This window comes from Candidatus Nitrososphaera sp. 86-2 (assembly GCF_056726185.1).
On record NZ_JBWZON010000001.1, the window covers coordinates 2,404,088 to 2,418,825 of the forward strand.

General features: G+C 55.3%; 22 protein-coding genes and 1 pseudogene. 12 read left to right on the plus strand and 11 right to left on the minus strand.

Going from position 1 to position 14,738, the window contains the following annotated elements:
- Positions 1-150 precede the first annotated feature (150 nt).
- Both ACYOR7_RS14090 and ACYOR7_RS14095 read left to right on the plus strand, forming a co-directional pair.
- Complete coding sequence (locus tag ACYOR7_RS14090) at positions 151-798, plus strand: Snf7 family protein (protein WP_294804962.1); 648 nt, start codon at positions 151-153, stop codon at positions 796-798.
- 9 nt (positions 799-807) lie between these two features.
- Positions 808-1,020, plus strand: coding sequence for a hypothetical protein (locus ACYOR7_RS14095; RefSeq protein ID WP_294804960.1), 213 nt, complete (start codon positions 808-810; stop codon positions 1,018-1,020).
- A gap of 114 nt (positions 1,021-1,134) precedes the next feature.
- Here ACYOR7_RS14095 and cobM read toward each other — a convergent pair whose 3' ends face one another.
- The 4 genes and pseudogenes from cobM to ACYOR7_RS14115 form a co-directional block, all read right to left on the minus strand.
- Entirely contained in the window at positions 1,135-1,911 is a 777-nt protein-coding gene (gene cobM, locus ACYOR7_RS14100; protein WP_294804959.1) for a precorrin-4 C(11)-methyltransferase, read from the minus strand.
- Positions 1,898-2,623 carry a precorrin-2 C(20)-methyltransferase gene (gene cobI, locus ACYOR7_RS14105; protein WP_479914360.1) on the minus strand — a complete coding sequence of 242 codons (726 nt, stop codon included), beginning with the start codon at positions 2,621-2,623 and terminating at the stop codon, positions 1,898-1,900. Before cobI ends, cobM begins: the two co-directional genes overlap by 14 nt.
- Positions 2,624-2,655: 32 nt before the next feature.
- On the minus strand, positions 2,656-2,850 hold the full coding sequence (locus ACYOR7_RS14110; RefSeq protein WP_479914487.1) for a ferredoxin: 195 nt from the start codon (positions 2,848-2,850) through the stop codon (positions 2,656-2,658).
- A 201-nt stretch (positions 2,851-3,051) separates the two neighbouring features.
- A pseudogene (locus ACYOR7_RS14115) lies at positions 3,052-3,285 on the minus strand (DnaJ domain-containing protein); the annotation flags it as partial.
- 292 nt (positions 3,286-3,577) lie between these two features.
- Between ACYOR7_RS14115 and ACYOR7_RS14120 the strand changes: the two are divergent.
- From ACYOR7_RS14120 to ACYOR7_RS14130, 3 genes are all read left to right on the plus strand, one after another.
- Positions 3,578-3,817, plus strand: a complete 240-nt coding sequence (locus ACYOR7_RS14120; RefSeq protein WP_294804953.1) for a hypothetical protein — start codon at positions 3,578-3,580, stop codon at positions 3,815-3,817.
- A 287-nt stretch (positions 3,818-4,104) separates the two neighbouring features.
- Positions 4,105-4,692 carry an HD domain-containing protein gene (locus ACYOR7_RS14125; protein WP_294804951.1) on the plus strand — a complete coding sequence of 196 codons (588 nt, stop codon included), beginning with the start codon at positions 4,105-4,107 and terminating at the stop codon, positions 4,690-4,692.
- Positions 4,693-4,750: 58 nt separating this feature from the next.
- Positions 4,751-5,527, plus strand: a complete 777-nt coding sequence (locus tag ACYOR7_RS14130; protein ID WP_479914361.1) for an SIMPL domain-containing protein — start codon at positions 4,751-4,753, stop codon at positions 5,525-5,527.
- 50 nt (positions 5,528-5,577) lie between these two features.
- Here the strand turns inward: ACYOR7_RS14130 and ACYOR7_RS14135 are convergent, their stop codons facing one another.
- Entirely contained in the window at positions 5,578-5,880 is a 303-nt protein-coding gene (locus ACYOR7_RS14135) for a hypothetical protein (RefSeq protein WP_294804947.1), read from the minus strand.
- Positions 5,881-5,964: 84 nt separating this feature from the next.
- Here ACYOR7_RS14135 and ACYOR7_RS14140 point away from each other — a divergent pair, with 84 nt between their 5' ends.
- The gene (locus ACYOR7_RS14140) at positions 5,965-6,243 is read left to right on the plus strand and encodes a peptidylprolyl isomerase (RefSeq protein WP_294804945.1); all 279 of its coding nucleotides are present in this window, start codon (positions 5,965-5,967) and stop codon (positions 6,241-6,243) included.
- Position 6,244: 1 nt separating this feature from the next.
- A complete protein-coding gene (locus tag ACYOR7_RS14145) occupies positions 6,245-6,493 on the plus strand; it encodes a hypothetical protein (protein ID WP_294804942.1) in 249 nt (82 codons plus the stop codon).
- 16 nt (positions 6,494-6,509) lie between these two features.
- Here ACYOR7_RS14145 and ACYOR7_RS14150 read toward each other — a convergent pair whose 3' ends face one another.
- Both ACYOR7_RS14150 and glnA read right to left on the minus strand, forming a co-directional pair.
- Positions 6,510-7,460, minus strand: coding sequence for a hypothetical protein (locus ACYOR7_RS14150; RefSeq protein ID WP_479914362.1), 951 nt, complete (start codon positions 7,458-7,460; stop codon positions 6,510-6,512).
- 190 nt (positions 7,461-7,650) lie between these two features.
- Positions 7,651-9,057: a type I glutamate--ammonia ligase gene (gene glnA, locus ACYOR7_RS14155; RefSeq protein ID WP_479914488.1), complete on the minus strand. Its 1,407-nt coding sequence runs from the start codon at positions 9,055-9,057 to the stop codon at positions 7,651-7,653.
- A gap of 135 nt (positions 9,058-9,192) precedes the next feature.
- Here glnA and ACYOR7_RS14160 point away from each other — a divergent pair, with 135 nt between their 5' ends.
- From ACYOR7_RS14160 to ACYOR7_RS14170, 3 genes are all read left to right on the plus strand, one after another.
- The gene (locus tag ACYOR7_RS14160) at positions 9,193-9,756 is read left to right on the plus strand and encodes a DNA replication complex subunit Gins51 (protein WP_479914363.1); all 564 of its coding nucleotides are present in this window, start codon (positions 9,193-9,195) and stop codon (positions 9,754-9,756) included.
- 35 nt (positions 9,757-9,791) lie between these two features.
- On the plus strand, positions 9,792-10,079 hold the full coding sequence (locus ACYOR7_RS14165; protein ID WP_294804934.1) for a hypothetical protein: 288 nt from the start codon (positions 9,792-9,794) through the stop codon (positions 10,077-10,079).
- Positions 10,080-10,200: 121 nt separating this feature from the next.
- Positions 10,201-10,782, plus strand: a complete 582-nt coding sequence (locus tag ACYOR7_RS14170; RefSeq protein WP_294804932.1) for a hypothetical protein — start codon at positions 10,201-10,203, stop codon at positions 10,780-10,782.
- Positions 10,783-10,871: 89 nt separating this feature from the next.
- Here the strand turns inward: ACYOR7_RS14170 and ACYOR7_RS14175 are convergent, their stop codons facing one another.
- Positions 10,872-11,165: a TfoX/Sxy family protein gene (locus ACYOR7_RS14175; RefSeq protein ID WP_294804929.1), complete on the minus strand. Its 294-nt coding sequence runs from the start codon at positions 11,163-11,165 to the stop codon at positions 10,872-10,874.
- Positions 11,166-11,262: 97 nt separating this feature from the next.
- Complete coding sequence (locus tag ACYOR7_RS14180) at positions 11,263-11,763, minus strand: hypothetical protein (protein ID WP_294804927.1); 501 nt, start codon at positions 11,761-11,763, stop codon at positions 11,263-11,265.
- 291 nt (positions 11,764-12,054) lie between these two features.
- Between ACYOR7_RS14180 and ACYOR7_RS14185 the strand changes: the two genes are divergently transcribed.
- Complete coding sequence (locus ACYOR7_RS14185; protein WP_479914364.1) at positions 12,055-12,795, plus strand: SDR family oxidoreductase; 741 nt, start codon at positions 12,055-12,057, stop codon at positions 12,793-12,795.
- Positions 12,796-12,797: 2 nt separating this feature from the next.
- Here ACYOR7_RS14185 and ACYOR7_RS14190 read toward each other — a convergent pair whose 3' ends face one another.
- Positions 12,798-12,947: a hypothetical protein gene (locus tag ACYOR7_RS14190; RefSeq protein WP_479914365.1), complete on the minus strand. Its 150-nt coding sequence runs from the start codon at positions 12,945-12,947 to the stop codon at positions 12,798-12,800.
- 69 nt (positions 12,948-13,016) lie between these two features.
- Here ACYOR7_RS14190 and ACYOR7_RS14195 point away from each other — a divergent pair, with 69 nt between their 5' ends.
- On the plus strand, positions 13,017-14,180 hold the full coding sequence (locus ACYOR7_RS14195; protein WP_479914366.1) for an NAD(P)/FAD-dependent oxidoreductase: 1,164 nt from the start codon (positions 13,017-13,019) through the stop codon (positions 14,178-14,180).
- On the opposite strand, the gene ACYOR7_RS14200 is transcribed toward ACYOR7_RS14195, so the two are convergent.
- Positions 14,172-14,732 (minus strand): hypothetical protein, encoded by a 561-nt coding sequence (locus ACYOR7_RS14200; protein WP_479914367.1) that lies wholly within the window; start codon positions 14,730-14,732, stop codon positions 14,172-14,174. The genes ACYOR7_RS14195 and ACYOR7_RS14200 overlap by 9 nt on opposite strands.
- Positions 14,733-14,738: the final 6 nt, after the last annotated feature.

Genomic DNA, 14,738 nt, shown 5'->3' on the forward strand with positions numbered 1-14,738 from the left:
TTTTTGCGATGTTCCCGGTGCAAAAATGTAGTTTTTGACTGCATTTTTCCTCTATAACACATGCGTCTCAACAACGCTGCTTGCTAGCTGACCTGCCGGTTTACCGGATTATACACCCGAAATTAAAAACGAAAAACAGCATGGCAATCCATGACTGGCTTCGACAAGAACTGGAGCAATCAAAGCAAGGCTTCGGCCAGCGATAAACTGAGGGAGACCCTGAGACCTCAGGGACCGCTGAAACCGAGGATCGAGACGGCTGTAAACAAGCTTCAGCTGCAGACATCAAAATTAGACACAATGATCACCAAGATGAACGAGAGGGACGCCTCACTGTTCAGGAGGGTGGTGGACGCGATGCAGAGGCACGACGCTGACACTGCAAAGGTCCTCTCAAACGAGCTTGCAGAGGTGCGCAAGATCTCAAAGACTCTTGGAAACGCCAAGATGGCAATCGAGCAGGTGCAGATGAGACTGTCCACTGTGCACGACCTTGGAGACGCGATGGTGGCACTTGGCCCGGCGATGGCCTCAATAAAGGGCCTAAAGTCAGGGCTCACACGGTTCATGCCAGGCGCGGACACCGAGATTGGCAACATGCAGAACCTGCTCAGCGGCATCATGATGGACTCGCTGCAGGGAAGCGGCATGGGAGTCGAGATAAACCAAGGTTCAGGAGGCGACATAGACCAGATAATGATGGAAGCGTCTGCCGTCGCGGAGCAGAGGGTGACGGACAAGTTCCCCTCTATTCCTGTCGGAAGCGCGAGAGTGTCCGCGGAGGGACACCAGCAATAGTAGGTGAGCATGATGGCTTCAAGAGCAGGCATCATAGGGATATTTGCGGCCGTTGGCTTTGCGATAGGCTTCATGGCCTACCTCGCAACCCCTGCGGTGGGGCAGTACCTCAAGGCCATATGGCCTATGCTGGACCAGAGCATCATCATGGCCATGGTCTGCGGCGGGGCTGGCGCAGCAATAAGCACCATAACCGTGACTGCATGGGCGAAAAAGGCCTAAAACCCTCCTCTCTTTTTCCTTTTTCAATTTATTCCAGAGACGACACAGCATTTCTAGCTGCCGGGATCACTTTTCACTCGTTATTATTATGGCAGAAACGTCTGCCTACATCTTTCACTTTTCTGCCTTTCTGTAGCCGTGGGTAAAGCCGGCGTCGTACACCTTGGCGTGCTCGTATTTCCTGGGCGCAATCACGTCGCCTACGATGATCAGCGCGGTCTTGATTATCTTTTCCTTTTTCGTCTTTTCGGCAATGTCGGAAAGAGTGCCCTTGATTATCTTTTCGTCCTCCCACGTCGCCCGGTACACGACTGCCGCCGGCGTCTGCTCGGTGTACACGCCGCCTTTCAGCAGTTCTTTTACTACGTCGCCTATCAGGTGCACGCTCAAGTAGAACGCCATCGTGGCGCCGTGCTTGGCAAGCTCTGATATGGCCTCGCGTTCGGGCACCGGCGTGCGGAGCTCCGCCCTCGTTATTATCAAAGTCTGCGTGATGCCTGGAAGCGTCACCTCCAGCTTTAGGTCTGCGGCCGCGCCGAGGATTGCAGTCACCCCGGGCACCACCTTGCACGTGATGCCGTCTGCCTCAAGCTTGTCTATCTGCTCCCGGATGGTGCTAAAGAGCGCGGGATCGCCGTCGTGGAACCTGATTGCAAGCCTGCCTTCAAGGGCGCTGTCGCGGAGTATCTGGTAGATTTTCTCCCTGTCAATCAGAGCCGCATCGTGCAACTCGGCGTCCTTGCGGGCGTATTCCAAGTTCTTGGGGTTGAAAAGCGAGCCTGAATAGATGATGACATCTGCCTGCTCGACGAGTTTTTTTGCCTTGAGCGTGATGAGCTCCGGGTCGCCCGGCCCCGAGCCGACGAAATACACAGTCTTACTTTCTTGCATTTTTCTTTGCCACCATTATCGAGAAGTATTTCTCCGTCGGCCCTTTCCTGCCGCGCTGCTCTGCAAGCGTCGTCATTTCAAGGATCTCGCCTTTCGAGTCTACGTCCTGCGCTATGGCAAGAGACGCGTCGTCGGGAAATCCAGCCTCGCCCAGCGTGGAAATCACGTTGTCAAAGTACCTGCCGTCCTTTAGGAAAATCACGGTGTCGCATGCCGCGGCAGTCCTCTTTACTCGTTCCATGTCATAGCACGCCGGGACGACAGCCACGGTCTCGTCGCCCTCTGCCAGGCTTATCTTGACCTTGTTTGCAATCGCAAATATCGAAGCCACTCCGGGCACTATCTCCACCTCGACATCCGAGTGGCTCTTTTTCAGCTCGCGGTGTATGTATATCCACGTGCTATAGAGCGCAGGGTCGCCCACCGTCAGGTAGACGACCTTTTTTCCGGACCTGACTGCGGAGGCAATCTCGCCGGCATTCCGCACCCAATAGTCCTTGAGCGACTCTTTGTCTTTTACCATGGGAAAAACCAGGCTGACTGACTTGGCAGCCTTGTCGACGTACTGCTCGACTACCGAAAGCGCGATGCTGGGCTTGCCCTCCCTTGCAGTCGGCGCAAATATCACTTCTGCGCCCTTTATCAGATTCACGGCCCTGACTGTCAGGAGCTCAGGGTCGCCGGGGCCGCAACCGACGCAGTAAAGCTTCATGAGGTACACGCAGTCTCGTTCTGCAATTTAAGTTATGGGAAGAGTTGCTCGCCGGTGTACCTGTCTATTATCCTGATGGCCTTGGTGGGGCACATCTGCGCCGCCGCGTGAATCGTTTCGTAGTCGGCGCCGGCCTCCGACTCGACCCTCGCCTTTGGGTTGACGCGCTTGTTCTTTTCCACGACGAACACCTTTGGCGCAAGCGTCTCGCAGCTGCCAAACGCCATGCAAAGCGACGGCTCGACGATTATGTGGAACCTGCTCTTTGGGGTCTCTATGTACGTGGGGCCGCTGTAAAAATCAGTATCCTTTTTTGCCTCGGCTTTTTTCGCCCTGGGCTGATGCTGCTCGTGCTCTGCATACTCGGCATGTTCTTGTTGTACGTGCTGATGCGGCTCTTGCACGGGCGCCTCCTGTTGCTGCGCCGCCGGCTCTGTGGCCACGTCGCCAAAGCTCGAATTGTCGTACAGCTCGCGCTTGTGGCTGTCAGACAGGACCTCGTACGCCGCGTTTATCTTTTTTATCATGTCCTCGGCATGAGACATGCCGTTCCTGTCGGGATGGTATTTCCTTGCGAGGCGCCTGTACGCCTTTTTGATCTCTAGCTGGCTTGCCCTCTCTGGCACGCCAAGTATGGCATAGTAGCCTTTGCTGTCAGCCAAGATCTGAAGCAGGTGTGTATTTCAGCATTATTATGTCTTTTACGGGACGTACTGTCCTGCAGCCTGGCCGGCCCTCGCGCCTGCAGCCTACTCGTTCAGCGAAACATACACCCGGATAATTCTGCCGGCAGCCTGTCCGAAGCACATGTCGAGAAAAAAAACAGGCGCAGCAACAATATCTACATCTCTTCTTTTGATAATGATGATAGTAGTCCTGGCCTTCCAACCGCCAGGCAGCGCGGCCGCAGAAAAACAGTAGGACATCCACACTCGGGTGTTCATAACCAAGCCTTTGTGCACCGACGAAAGCGCGTGGGAACTCAGGCAGGGCATAATGCTGAACAAGTACGGATATGCCCCGTACACCAACTCGTCCCTTGAAGTGTCGTGTTTTCCGCACGTCAGCCTGCTGACCTTTGACCGCACCGTGAAAAACCTGAGGATCATGTACCCGAATGACATGTTTGTCTTTGTGTACGACCTTTCGTCGACAGCCGACAAGAAAGCCGGCTCACTGATCTCGGACCGGTGAGAATGGAACCTCTGGCTAAAGACGTATTCAACCGTCCCATCCACTTTTGACTACAGCCTCCTTCTGGGCAAGGCGTGGATCGACAAGGGATACGCGATTGCAGATCACAATTCAGAGGTCATAAACCATGAATGGGCGCACCTTGAAACCTGCAAGATCCACGGGCCGCACACCGACGAAGGCAACCCCGCAACCTGGCAGCCGTTCATTTCTAAAAACGAAACTAGGCCTTGGTGCGCCGGGCGAGCGCCGAATCACATTATAAAGGGTCAATACTGCTCACTGTCGTGGAACAGAGTTTCAACGATTTCACTAAGGCCGGCTTTGCGCGCCTTTTGAAGCATTTTGAGGATAACACCGACGATGTCGTCAGGCTGACGAGGGCCTTTGCCCTTGCCACCAAGGCCCACAAGGAGCACTTTATAGACAACAACGAGCCGCACGTGAACCACTCGCTCCGGACTGCACTCATACTTGCAGAGGAATTGCAGATGCGCGACATCGACGTTGCCTCTGCTGCGCTCTTGCACGACGCACTCGAAGGTGTGCAGGAGCAGGAGGTGAGGGAAGAATGTGGCGACAGGGTCGCAGAGATGGTGCGCACAGTCGCAGAGCCCCGGCCAAGCAAGCATGAACAAGGGCGCGACAAAATCCTGGACGAATATTTCACCAAGCTTGCCAAGGGCTCAAAAGAGGCGCGCTGCGTCAAGCTTGCCGACAGGCTAGACACTGCAAGGTCGATGAAGACCCACGCCTACCGCGAAAGCGCCCTGCGCTTCAAGGAGGAGGCACAAAGGCACGCCGTGCCACTCGCGCAGGCGACCGACGAGCGCCTTGCATTCAAGCTGTCAGTCGCGCTGTACGAGATCAAGTGACGCGACTTACAGAATTTTTGTTCAAAAGACTTATCAAAAATCCTTGTCTATGCTTTACATGTTTGCACCCTCTTTGGGCAGAAACGGCGCGCTTGCCATTGGGCTGACAGCAGTCGCCGCTGTATTTCTTGCAACGACAGGCAACATTTACGGCAACGCGTTTGCGCAAGTGATTCCGTCACCACCACTACTGCCGCAGCAAGGCAACCTTGAGCACACTATTTTGGTCTCTGGCACCGCCTCCGCAAAGGCAATCCCTGACCGGGCCATCGTCATCTTTGCAGTCGAGACTAGGGATGCCACGGCCGGCGCGGCCCTTGCCAAGAACTCGCAGGCCATGAACAACGTCCTTGATGCGCTAAAGGAAGTAGGAGTGCAAAAGAACGAGACTAGCACGGCGTATTTCAACATCTTTCCGATATACAACTACACGCAGAGCGGAAATGTCCAGTCGCTCCAGGGCTACACGGTGACCAATTCACTCACGGTGTCAAGCGCCAACACCGGCAATGTTTCTTCTTGGATTGACGCTGCGGTGCACGCAGGCGCCAACAGGGTCGACAACGTCCAGTTTGTATTTTCAAGCGAAAAGATGGCCAAGATCCAGTCCGACCTTATTGAAAACGCCATAGGCAACGCAAGAGCCAAGGCCGACACGATAGCCGCAAAACTAGGAGTACAGATAACCGGGGTGCAGAACATAATTTCAATCGACTCGGCCCCTGTTCCTGGCCTGTCCTTTACCGCGCCGTCTCTCGGGCCAACCGGAACCCCGATAGTAGTCGGCGGTCAGGAAGTCTCTGCAAGCGTCAGCATCGCGTACACGATACGCTAAAAAAAAGAAAAGCCCGGGCGCCCCGGGCCTCCATTTTTTGTTCTCTCTAACTACAGTATGTGCATCATGCCGCCGGCAACGACGTTGACGAATTCTACCGACGCAAGCTCTTTCGTCCTTGCTATCACCGCGTCCATCCACAAGCTGTCGATGCCCTGGCTCCATATTGTCACCTTCTTGTAAAGCCGCTGGTTCCCGTGGAAAAAGCCGGCGCAGTCCTCGATAGTCATGTTGGGGTACTTTTGGCTCACGTCCTCAACTACTGCTGCCGCCTCTGCTGGCAGGTACAATATTGTAAGCGTGGGAAAAGGGATCGCCTCACCTGGCGCGGCCGGCGACGTGTCTTCTGACATAGGTTTACGCCTGCTGGCGCTTATATCATGATTTCGGGCAAGGGGCAAAGGTTAATTCCCGCCCCGCGCCTGTTTCCTGCTGCCATGTCAAACAAGATCAAGTGTTCGCACATACTTGTCCAGAAGCAGAGCGAGGCCCTTGCCGTCCTAGAGAGGCTGAAAAAGGGCGAGAGCTTTTCCAAGCTGGCGCAAGAGCTTTCGCAGGACAGGGGGTCCGGCAAGCGCGGAGGCGACCTTGGCTACTTTACAAAAGGCATGATGGTCAAGCCATTTGAGCAGGCCGCGTTCAAGCTGGAAAAGGGCCAGCTGTCCGAGCCGGTCAAGACCGAGTTTGGCTACCACATCATAAAAAGGGTGGACTAGCTTGGACGCCTACTTGGAAGAAGAGCTGTACGATTTGCTGACGTATTGCATACAGAACCCATCTACTGATGTTGAGGGCAAAAAAGGGCGCGTCGCCGAAATAGGCAGAGAGCTTGCGGCCGACGGCGGCGCGGACGCAATGGAAAACATGTTCTTTGCGATTGAAAACCGCATACAGGGCGAGATAGGCGCCGACGCCCGGCCGTACCGGGCGTGGTGGAACGGCATCGCCCCAGAGTGGAAGTATTGATGATGATGATGACTGACTAGCGCCGCGCCTTTACCAGCACAAACACCGCTATTGCACCCATCATGCCTCCAAGGGCCATCAGCACCTGCAGCTGGAAGCCCAGCACGGGCGTCGGCGTGTTTTTGCTGCTTGCAGTCACGTACTCGACTCCGTTCTGCTCCTCCGCCTTGGCATAGCCGGCGATGGTCACCTGCCCGCTTGGCGGTGGCGTGCTTGCGTGCACTGTTACCTGCGAGCCGTCCACGTCAATCGTGGCGTCCATCTCTTCCGGCACGTACTTGCCTTCGCGGAAGCTGCTCTCGCCTATCGAGTATACCGACACCGTCGCCCCCTCGCCCGGCCTGAACACGCCATAGTTCTTCAGCTGCTCGCCCGTCACGTCAAAGAGAAAGTGCCACTGCTTCATCAGCAGGCTGAACCGGGCAAAGTTGAGCAGAGGTTCCTGCATGATCTTGTCCGCGCCCGCCAGCTTGCCCGCAAGCCCCGGCACCATCGCGTCGAGCGCGCCGGCCGGCTGGTTGACGTTTATTATCCCGTTGCGCTCTGTCGCAACGCTGACCGGACCCTGCACGGACAGGCTGCGCCACGCAAGGTCAAGGATCGCCGGCGCACTGTCCTGCTCTTTTTGCAGCACGTACTTGCTCATCTGCGCCCTGACATCGACCTTGTACGACATCTGCGCCCTGTCGGAATAGCCCTTTACCGTTGCCACATAGTCCACCGTCGTGTTTTCAAGCTTTAGCGGGCTTGACCTTTCCTGCGCCGCCCTGTTCAGCGCGTCGACTACCGCCTGCGCGTCCTTGCCTTGCACGGAAAATTCCAACCTCTCTACCTTGCCGGCAAGCATCTCGCCAAGCGAGCTACCTTCGGGGTAGCGCAGCTCCATAGTGCGAAGCGCCATGAACTGCACCTGCGAGCTATCCTGCGCAGGGAGCATGAGTGCATCCATCTGGTTTGCGTGTGCCACTTGCACAGTAAAGCCGGCAAAAAGAAGAACCGATGCAACCGCGGCAGCCGAAATTATCGCATGTTGTTTCACAGTGTGTATTGGCGAGACGTTTTCTTATCGCTTGTTTTTGAAGCGGTTTTGGGCGCGTCTCATGCGCGCCTTCATCTCAAGGATGTGCTTCAGGGGCTCCCTTCAGGTGAGCGAATGCCTAGACGTCGGCGTACAGCGCAAACTCGTGGGGGTGAGGCCTCACCGAGACCTCGACGTTCTCCCTCTCCTCGTGCTCGATTATCTTTTCAATCGTATCGTCTCCAAGTATCGGCTTGAGGAACGCACTGTCGACTTCAAGCGCCTCGTACGCCTGCCGCAGCGAGGCCGGCAGCTGCGTGATGCCGAGCTCGCGCCTGCGCTTTGGAGTCATCTTGAAAATGTCCTCGTTCACAGGGTCGCCGATGTCGCGCTTTTTCTTGATGCCGTCAAGGCCGGCGGCCATGACTGCGCAGAATGCGAGGTACGGGTTGCACGACGGGTCCGGCGCGCGGAACTCTATCCTCTTCATTGCGGCAAACCTCTGTCCCTTGTAGTGCGCCGGGATGCGAATGATCGCAGAGCGATTGCCGGTGCTCCATGCCACGTACACGGGCGCCTCGTAGCCGGGCACCAGCCTGCGATACGAGTTGGTGGTGGGCGCGACTATGGAGGCAAGAGCCTGCGCGTGCTCCATTATTCCGCCTCCGAAATAGCGTGCGGTCTGCGACATTTCAGCGTAATCGTCTTCTGAATCGTAAAAGAGGTTCTTGCCCTTGTTCCAGAGGCTGACGTTTACATGCATACCCGAGCCGTTGTCAAGCGCAATCGGCTTCGGCATCATCGTCGCCATCATGTTGCGCTTTTGCGCGATGTTCTTTACTATGTACTTGTAGCTCTGGACGCTGTCGGCCGCGTTCACCAGCGTGTCAAAGCGTATGTCTATCTCGCACTGGCCGGCAGTCGCCACCTCGTGGTGGTGCGCGTCGCAGACGATTCCAAAGTTGTTGGAAAGCACGTCGACGCACTGGTTGCGGTATTCCATGAGCGTGTCGCCAGGCGCGCTTGGCAGATAGCCGTCTTTCAGGCGCAGGGCATAGCCGACGTTGTCGCTTGACCACGGCGCCTCTTTGGACGTGATGTGGTAGCTCTGCCCCCGGTACGGAGTCATCGTGTTTACCTCCAGCTTGTCAAAGACGAAAAACTCGACTTCCGGGCCCCAGTACGAAGTGTCGTAGCCCTGATCGGAGCAGTACTTCTCTGCCTTTTTCGCAAGGCCGCGGGGATCGCGGGGAAAGATGTCCCTCTTTGCTCCTCCGCTCAAAATGTCGCAGATGAGCCTTGCCGTCGGCGCCTGCTCTATCCACGGAATGGTCGCATAGGTAGCTGGGTCCGGCCTGATTATGAGGTCGGACTCGTGGATTTCGGTAAAGCCCCTGATGGATGAGCCGTCCACCTTGGGCAGGCCGTCTGTAAAGTCTTCTATGCGGAACATCTTGGCGTCCATCGTTGTGTGGTGAAACCTGCCAAAGAGGCCGGTGAACTGGAGGTCGATGAACTTTATCTTGTCCTCCTTGAGGCGCTTCATCACGTCCTCTGCAGTAAATGTTAACGGGACTATCTTACCGTCAATTAATTTATAAGGCAACCAGCTAACCTCTCTTCCAGTAGGACACAAGAATCCTATAATTTAAGGCTTCTATGTGCCTGCCGGCGATCAAAAATGAGCGAAAACGAGGGCGACATATCACTCAAGCACATCTACGAGCTTCTCAAAAAGGAGGTAGAAAATCCTGCTCTGCAGCAGCTCGAGCCGGACACTTACCAAAAAGTCGCCGCATCGCTTGCCAGCCTAAAGGGCCAGGGGTTTGATGGCGCCGAGGCAAAGGTGCGGGACCGCATGGTGGAGCTCCTTTCCGCCTCCGCGAGGCTGCTCTTTGAGGTGCGTCGGCGCAAAGTGCACGAAGGCAGCGAGCCCCTTGACTATTCGAGGCTGACTGACGAGGAGAAATACGTCCTTGATGGGCAGCAAGAGGCACAGGACAGGCTGGACGAAGTGGTCGCTGCAGCCACAAAAGGCAGGCCAAAGGTGCTTGAGGCGATATCTGGGCGCGTGCGCGAAAAGCGTATTATCGTGCGTTTTGTCCGGGCGCAGGAGCAGTTCGTGGGTGTAGACATGACGAAATACGGTCCGTTCCAGCAGGAGGACGTGGCGACGCTCCCGCTTGAAAACGCGCGCTCGTTCATAGAGTCGGGCGCGGCGGTGCAGGTGCACGCCCGGCTGTAAAATTAAATACCCAGTCTGCATACTTTTCTCTACAATTGACGCACAACGGCGTTGACATTGTCGACTTTGTGCTTTACACAGTCTACCCGACTGCCGCGTTCTTTGCGATAGGCATCGCCGCAAAAAAGACCGGCCTGCGCCAGCTATATGTCTACTTGATGCAGGCGTTCGTGTGCTTTGCATTTTCCATCGCATACATCGTGCTCATACCGCTCGGAGGCGGACAAGGAATAGCGGTCCTGCTTGCGATGTTTGGTGGCCTGCTCTTGTTCATGGCAAGGAAGCAGAAAATCCAGCCGGCAGAAGAGCAGAAACACTCCTGATAAAATTTTTACACATTTTTTGTTTATTTGTTGATAAAAATATTTTGTATCAAAATTGTCTATGATATATTACAACTAAACGGGTAAGTACCCTAAAATATTTGAAGCACGTACATACTACATGCAGTTAACAAGGATCAATTCAGCAACCCTAGTTGACTCTGTCAAGGCCGGGATAGCCGCAGGCCAGGCCGCCGCGTGGGCAATATTTGGGCTGATTCTGGCTGTGGACGCGACCTTGGTGACTCCGCCAGGCACCTTTTACAAGATGATAGGCATGGCGTTGGGGCAGGAACCTTCCGCCGGCGTCTACATCGGCTTTCTCATGCACATGGTGACTGCCACGGTGATAGGCATAATCTATATGATAATCTCAAACTCTGTGAAAAAGCTGCACATCAGCTCTGTGCCCAAGGGCCTTGCGACGGGCGTCATCACCGGAGTGGCAGTGTGGGCGGTGCTGTTTCTCCCGCTGAACTTTGGCTTGGTGCAACCGATGCTGCAGGGAATAGTCGCGCAGGGGCCGCAGGCGCCGCTGTATTCGCTTGCGACAAGACTAATCGCGCTCTCAAGCACGATCCTCGCCGGCTCGCTTGCGCTGCACATTGTCTTTGGCGGTGTGATGGGGTTCATCGGCAGGATAGCGACTTCGTCGGGCGAAATCCTGGGAGAGCAGGAGCAACAGCAGGAACCGGAGCGCTAGCTAGCTTCTTCGTCCCTTTGTTCTATTTTTTTTCGACCGCGCGGCCGCGCTTTTTTTGCCGGCGGCAGCGGGGGAAACACAATCGATGCTCATTTCGACGCACTTTGTCCATACCGCGTCTTTCTGCCAGTCGCCGGGGCTATACAGACAAAACCCTTCATCGGCTTGCCAGCAAAGTACATCGGCCTTGCGTGGAGCGGCGCAATCGCCTCTTCGTTTCGCCCGGCTCTTGCGTGGAGCGCAAGATCGTCGCCGCGTATCCAAACGCAAATCTTGCCGTTGATCATAAACGACAGCCCTCCAAACATCTCTTTCTCGCTGTAACCTTTGCGGCCTGCAAGCATGGCGCGGAGCCTGTCTGCAAGCTCTATGTTATAACCCATCCGGATGCTTTGCATACCAGCCGGGATCGTAATAGATTTTCTGCTCCGCCTTTTTCAGCACACGCTAGTTTAAAAAAAAGAGAAAAGATGAGCGGCCTTAGCCGCTTGGTTGCAAGGCGGTGGCCTTGACAGAATACGTCACGGTAAAGGGTTTGCCGCTAAGCGTGTGGAAGGCAAATGCTGATCCAGTAAAGTGCGTTGATCCGCCGGCCGCCGGCGTGTTGCTGTTTGTTTTGTACAGCGAGATTGCAACCTTGCCGTCTCCAAATGGCGCATTTAGCGGTTCGCCGTGCGAGTCGTCAACACCTGTGCTGTTATATTGATGTAGCACTACTATTTCTACTGGCTGGGATGCTGTCCAGGTGACGTCGCCGTCCCATATCATCCCGTCGTCCCTTGGTGGCAAGGCAAGCACGGCTTGGTGCATAGAGTGTCCCGGAAGCGGGTCAGGCGCGGATTCGCCGGTCTTTTGCGCTACAAAGAGTTCGTTCTGGTTTACTTGTGCCTGCACGTTTTTCTGCGAGGCTGCAACAGCAGCGCCAAAAATAATGACTGCTGCAATGGCTGACATGCCTGCTATCATGGAAGTTCGTTTCATGTTCATGGCAAGTCAGTGTTGTGTAAACTGTATATTTATCAACACAAGTAACCAAATTATCTATAAAACAAAAGGAAAGAAAGCAAGAATCATACTATCTGTCGATAAACGTGCAATATGCAAAAAGCTAACTTGAGTTGATAGGTATTATCAATTAAAGGACGTACACCGTCGGTCCGTAATCACGTGATGTCCATTTGTGACTGCCGGCCACAAGAACTACACACCTTACGGATCGTCTAACTCGGCCTAACACATATTACGACAATCCTGCATCACAGCACTCATAATATGATAAAGGGCAAGGTTGCAATAGTCACAGGCGCAAGCAGCGGCATCGGGCAGGCGGCGGCGCTTGCGCTGGCGAGGGCCGGGGCAAAGGTTGCCGGCGGCGCAAGGCGCACGGACAAGCTTGACGCTTTGAAAGCAGATATTGAAAAGGCAGGCGGCGAGGCGTTCGTGCAAAAGCTGGACGTCACCAAGAAAGCCGAGTGCGACTCTTTTGTCGATGCCGTGGTCAAAAAGTGGGGCTCAGTCGACATCCTAGTCAACAACGCCGGCCTTATGCCACTTTCGTTTTTCAAGAACATGAAGGTCGACGAGTGGGACAGGATGATAGACGTCAACCTAAAGGGAGTGGTCTATTGCACAGCCGCCGTTATACCGCACATGATGACCAAAAAATCCGGCCACATTGTCAACATGTCTTCCATCGCCGGCAGGGTCGTCTTTCCGGCGGGAAGCGTCTACTGCGCGACAAAGCACGCCGTGACTGCCTTCAGCGAGGGCCTCCGCCAAGAGTTCAGCCAGCGCTCCAACATCCGTGTGACCTGCATCGAGCCGGGCGTAGTCGACACGGATCTCAACAACAGCATCACCGACGCGTCGCTGGCAAAATTCGTCGAGTCGACAAAGCAGATGGAGTCGCTAAAGGCGCAGGACATCGCAAACGCCATCCTGTTTGCTGTCGATTCGCCCCATTACGTCAACGTAAATGAGATAATGCTGAGGCCGACTACGCAAGAGCGCTGACGTCATTCAAAGTGCCTGTGCATACCGTAGCGCTTGACGTACCTTAGCAGGTCGTCATAGCTGGAAAAGCGGCGCTGCATCTTTTCAAGGGCCACATCGTCGTACGTAAACCGGGCCGCATCTTGCATTTTTTCGGCGACCGTTTCTTTCATCGTGCGCACTATCTAGTGCAGGTACTATGCTAAAAGGTTTTTACCAAACGCGACCTGTTTACTGGCATTATGGGCAAGCAAATAGTCATCCTCGGCGCCGGCTTTGGCGGCCTTGCGTGCGCAAACGCGCTGCGAAAGGGCCTCTCACAGGACCACCGCGTGATTGTCATGGACAGGAAAAAGTCGTTCATGATGGGCCTGGTCAACCTCTGGATACTTGCTGGGAGCAGGAGGCCCGACGAGCCGCAGGCGCCTCTTGCCGGCCTGAACGCGCGGGGAATAGAGTACCTCAACGACGAAGCGACCAAGATCAACGTTGCCGCAAAGAGGGTGCAGGCCAAAGAACACGGCTGGGTTGATTATGATTACCTGGTGGTTGCGCTTGGAACCGAGCTTGCTCCTGAAAAAATAGAGGGGTTTGTGGGCAGGGGCTACAACCTGTACGACGCAGGTCAGGTGCAGCCGCTGCGCGAGAAACTTCTTGCGCTAAGGCAGGGCAGGGTAGCGTTGTCGGTGATGGGTATGCCCTACAAGTGCCCGCCGGCACCGTACGAAGCTGCCATGATAATAAGCGACATTCTGGAAAAGAACGGCACCAGGAAAAACGTGCAGGTGAACATGTACGTGCCGGCGCCAATAGCGCTCCCCGTCGTGGGCCCCAAGGTCAGCAAGGAGGTGGTGGACATGATAGCCAAGTACGGCATCTCCTTCCATCCAAACTGCAAGCCAAAGATAGTCAGGGACGGCGAGATCGAGTTTGAAAGCGGCGAAAAGGCACCGTACGACGTTCTTGCCGGCGTCCCGCCACACCGGTCGCCCGACGTGATAAAGACCTCCGGCCTTGCGGCTGCTGCGGGCGAGTGGGTGCCTGTCGACAGGCTCACCCTGCGCACCGGTCACCCCTGCGTGTTTGCAATAGGCGACGTGGCCGAGGTAAAATCCGGGGCAGTCACGGTGCCCAAGGCAGGCATCTTTGCAGAGGGGCAGGCCAAGGTCGTGGCGCAGGAGATAATCGACGAGGTAAACTCCGCACCCACGTCATTATCATCATCCGCGGCGTATAACGGCCAGGGATTCTGCTTCATGGAAGTCGGCAGCAATATGGCCGGCTTTGTCGAGGCCGACTTTTACCACGAAGGCGGGCCGGCTGTGAGGCTGGAGCCGCCGTCCGCAGAGAACTACGAGAAAAAGCAAGACTTTGAGAAAAGCAGGCTGAAAGAGTGGCTATTGTAGCAGTTGGTCGCGCCTGTCCGGCTTGGACATGGTGTAAAAGCCGTGGGCCGCTATGAGAAACGCCGCAAGGGACATCTTGGTCGCAAACACCAGGTTCCACGGCGTCTCGGGGTTGGGATACTGGACGCTCTTGTTGTCAAAGTCAAGCACGCCCTTTATCGCGTCAGCGGTTATGAGCGAGTTCCAGATGATAAAGTTGTAAACAAACTCGTACAGCGCCACGACTGCTATTATCAGCACTATAATCTGCAGTATCGACTTGAGCCATTTTGGTATGCTGCTCACCTTGTCGCCTCCAAGCCTCACAACGCAGTACCATGCGAGCACGGAAACTATCATGAGGTACGTCACCAGCTTGGCGACGCCGGGGACCGGCCACTCTGTGTCGACGAGCACCTTGCCGATTATGACCTTGCCTGTCCTCTGGTACTCGTCAAGGCTGACGTACATGGCGTAGAACGTTATAAGCGCCATAGCGGTGGCGCAGACGTAAAAGACGCCCAGAAATATCTTTCTCGTCCGCCTGTCGTCCTTTTCCAGAGTAGAGCGCACAGCTTA

Excerpts from the sequence above, each read along its gene's own strand:
- ACYOR7_RS14140 (WP_294804945.1), top strand. The coding sequence starts at position 5,965 with ATGTCAAACAAGATCAAGTGTTCGCACATACTTGTCCAGAAGCAGAGC.
- ACYOR7_RS14185 (WP_479914364.1), top strand. The coding sequence starts at position 12,055 with ATGATAAAGGGCAAGGTTGCAATAGTCACAGGCGCAAGCAGCGGCATC.
- cobI (WP_479914360.1), bottom strand. The coding sequence starts at position 2,623 with ATGAAGCTTTACTGCGTCGGTTGCGGCCCCGGCGACCCTGAGCTCCTG.
- ACYOR7_RS14090 (WP_294804962.1), top strand. The coding sequence starts at position 151 with ATGACTGGCTTCGACAAGAACTGGAGCAATCAAAGCAAGGCTTCGGCC.
- ACYOR7_RS14130 (WP_479914361.1), top strand. The coding sequence starts at position 4,751 with ATGTTTGCACCCTCTTTGGGCAGAAACGGCGCGCTTGCCATTGGGCTG.
- cobM (WP_294804959.1), bottom strand. The coding sequence starts at position 1,911 with ATGCAAGAAAGTAAGACTGTGTATTTCGTCGGCTCGGGGCCGGGCGAC.
- ACYOR7_RS14110 (WP_479914487.1), bottom strand. The coding sequence starts at position 2,850 with ATGGCGTTTGGCAGCTGCGAGACGCTTGCGCCAAAGGTGTTCGTCGTG.
- ACYOR7_RS14175 (WP_294804929.1), bottom strand. The coding sequence starts at position 11,165 with ATGGGTTATAACATAGAGCTTGCAGACAGGCTCCGCGCCATGCTTGCA.
- ACYOR7_RS14170 (WP_294804932.1), top strand. The coding sequence starts at position 10,201 with ATGCAGTTAACAAGGATCAATTCAGCAACCCTAGTTGACTCTGTCAAG.
- ACYOR7_RS14190 (WP_479914365.1), bottom strand. The coding sequence starts at position 12,947 with ATGAAAGAAACGGTCGCCGAAAAAATGCAAGATGCGGCCCGGTTTACG.
- ACYOR7_RS14095 (WP_294804960.1), top strand. The coding sequence starts at position 808 with ATGATGGCTTCAAGAGCAGGCATCATAGGGATATTTGCGGCCGTTGGC.
- ACYOR7_RS14135 (WP_294804947.1), bottom strand. The coding sequence starts at position 5,880 with ATGTCAGAAGACACGTCGCCGGCCGCGCCAGGTGAGGCGATCCCTTTT.
- glnA (WP_479914488.1), bottom strand. The coding sequence starts at position 9,057 with ATGAAGCGCCTCAAGGAGGACAAGATAAAGTTCATCGACCTCCAGTTC.
- ACYOR7_RS14195 (WP_479914366.1), top strand. The coding sequence starts at position 13,017 with ATGGGCAAGCAAATAGTCATCCTCGGCGCCGGCTTTGGCGGCCTTGCG.
- ACYOR7_RS14160 (WP_479914363.1), top strand. The coding sequence starts at position 9,193 with ATGAGCGAAAACGAGGGCGACATATCACTCAAGCACATCTACGAGCTT.
- ACYOR7_RS14180 (WP_294804927.1), bottom strand. The coding sequence starts at position 11,763 with ATGAAACGAACTTCCATGATAGCAGGCATGTCAGCCATTGCAGCAGTC.